The organism is uncultured Amnibacterium sp., assembly GCF_964244015.1.
GTDB lineage: Bacteria > Actinomycetota > Actinomycetes > Actinomycetales > Microbacteriaceae > Amnibacterium.
The window spans coordinates 11,244-13,757 of record NZ_CAXTHO010000082.1 but is presented as its reverse complement, the minus strand read 5'-3'; the positions used below and the strand labels follow the sequence as shown (position 1 = coordinate 13,757).

Annotated in this window: 2 protein-coding genes; both read left to right on the top strand. The window is 72.8% G+C overall.

Going from position 1 to position 2,514, the window contains the following annotated elements:
- The coding region (locus ACFE67_RS10200; RefSeq protein WP_375406765.1) for a GtrA family protein at nt 1–893 on the top strand (893 nt) is incomplete at its 5' end.
- On the top strand, nt 890–2,514 hold a 1,625-nt coding region (locus tag ACFE67_RS10195), incomplete at its 3' end, for a glycosyltransferase family 39 protein (protein WP_375406764.1). The genes ACFE67_RS10200 and ACFE67_RS10195, both read left to right, overlap by 4 nt.

The following is a 2,514-nucleotide window of genomic DNA, read 5'->3' as shown; positions in this document are numbered from 1 at the left end:
CCGACGTCGCGATCGGCACCCGGCTCAGCCGCGGCAGCCGCGTGATCCGCGGTACGGGGAGGGAGTTCATCTCCCGCTCGTACAACGGCCTCGTGCGCGCGGTGCTGTCCGCGTCGTTCACCGACGCCCAGTGCGGCTTCAAGGCGATCACGAAGCAGGCGGCCGACCGCCTCCTGCCGCTCGTCCGCGACGACACGTGGTTCTTCGACACCGAGCTGCTCGTGCTCGCCGAGCGGTCGGGCCTGCGCATCCACGAGGTGCCGGTCGACTGGCAGGACGATCCCGACAGCCGCGTCGACATCGCGCAGACCGCGAAGGACGACCTGCGCGGCATCGTCCGGCTCTTCGCCGACCTGTCCCGGCACCGCATCCCGGTGGAGGCGATCGCGGAGGAGCTGGGGCGTCGCCCGCTCGCTCCCGCGGTTCGCCCGAGCTTCCGCAGCCAGGTGATCCGCTTCGCCGCGGTCGGCGGCGCGTCGACCATCGCGTTCGCCCTGCTGTACCTGATCCTCCGACCGCTGTTCGGTGGGCAGGCGGCGAACTTCCTCTCCCTCCTGCTCACCGCGGTCGGCAACACCTGGGCGAACCGCGCTTTCACCTTCGGGGTCACCGGCCGCCTCGGCGTCGTCCGGCACCAGCTGCAGGGGCTCGTGGTGTTCGGCATCGCCTGGGGCATCACCTCCGGCTCCCTGCTGACCCTGCACGCCGCCGAGCCGCAGGCGTCGCCGCTCGCCGAGATCCTCGTGCTCACCGCGGCGAACCTCGTCGCGACCGTCCTGCGCTTCGTCCTGCTGCGCGGCTGGGTGTTCCGCTCGCACCGCTCCGCCCCCGACTCCGCCGAGCGGCGAACCCCTTCCACCCGGACCGAGACCCCCATGGAGATCGTCAAGTGACCTCGACCACCAGTACCCCGCGGACCGCAGCCGGTTCCGCCCGCAGCGGTTCCGGCACGCGCAGACGGACGATCCCCGTCGCGCTGTGGCGCGGCCGGGCGACGGACGCCGCCTGGGAGCGGCCCGCGTTCCTCGGCCTGCTCGCGCTCACCGCGCTGCTCTACCTGTGGAACCTGACCCTGAACGGCTGGTCGAACGCGTTCTACTCCGCCGCCGTGCAGGCCGGGGCCTCGAACTGGGAGGCGTTCCTCTACGGCTCCTCCGACGCCGGGAACTCGATCACCGTCGACAAGCCGCCCGCATCGCTGTGGGTGATGGCGCTGTCCGTGCGGATCTTCGGGCTCTCCTCGTTCAGCATCCTGCTGCCGGAGGCGATCATGGGCGTGATCACGGTCGCCCTCGTCTCCGCGCTCGTGCGGCGGCACTTCTCGCCGCAGGCCGGGCTGATCGCCGGCGCGGCGACGGCGCTGACCCCCGTCGCGACGATGATGTTCCGGTTCAACAACCCGGACGCGCTGCTCGTGCTGCTCGTCACCCTCGCGACCTCCCTGACGATGCGCGGCATCGAGGACGGCCGGGTCCGCTGGGTGCTCTGGGCGGGTGCCGCGGTCGGATTCGCGTTCCTCACGAAGCAGCTGCAGGCGTTCCTGATCCTGCCGGTGCTCGTCGGCGTCTACCTCTACGCCTCCCCGCGGACGATCGGCGTCCGGTTCCTGCACCTGTTCGGCGCGCTCGGCACGCTGATCGTCTCGGCGGGCTGGTGGGTCGCCCTCGTCACGCTCGTGCCGGCGAGCATGCGGCCGTTCATCGGCGGCTCGCAGAGCAACAGCTTCCTCGAGCTGACCTTCGGCTACAACGGCCTCGGCCGCCTCACCGGGGACGAGACCGGCTCGGTGACCGGCGGAGGCGGCACCACCACGGGCGGCAGCATGTGGGGCGAGACCGGCATCGGTCGCCTGTTCTCGAGCGAGTTCGGGACGCAGGTCGCGTGGCTGCTGCCGGCCGCGCTCGCGCTCCTCGTGGTCGGGCTGGTCGTGCTCCGGCGCCGGCCCCGCATCGACGGCGCCCGCGCGGTCGTGCTGCTGCTCGGCGGCACCCTGATCGTCACCGCGGTCGCGTTCAGCTTCGGCGCCGGGATCATCCACCCGTACTATTCGGTGGCGCTCGCGCCGGCGATCGGTGGTCTGGTGGGTGTCGGTGCGTGGCTCCTCTGGGAGCGGCGCGGAGCGGTCTGGGCGCGCATCGTCGCCGCGGTCGTCGTGCTCGGCACCACCTGGTGGTCCGTCGTCCTGATGTCCCAGGCGGCCGACTTCCTGCCGTGGCTCCGGGTGGTCGTGGTGACCGCCGGCGTGCTCGGTGCCGTGGCGCTGCTGCTCAGCCCGTATGCGCGGCTGCTCGCGCCGATCGGCGCCGCTGCGGCGCTCATCGCCGCGCTCACCGCACCCTTGGCCTGGAGCGTGAACACGACCCTCACCGCGCACACCGGCTCCCTGCCGACCGCGGGTCCCGCGGTCGCATCCGCGGGCTTCGGCGGTGGACGCGGCGGCTTCGGCGGGACGCGCCCGGCGTTCGGCGGCGGCCAGGGTCAGCTGCAGGGTCAGGGCGGGCAGCCGCCGGCCGC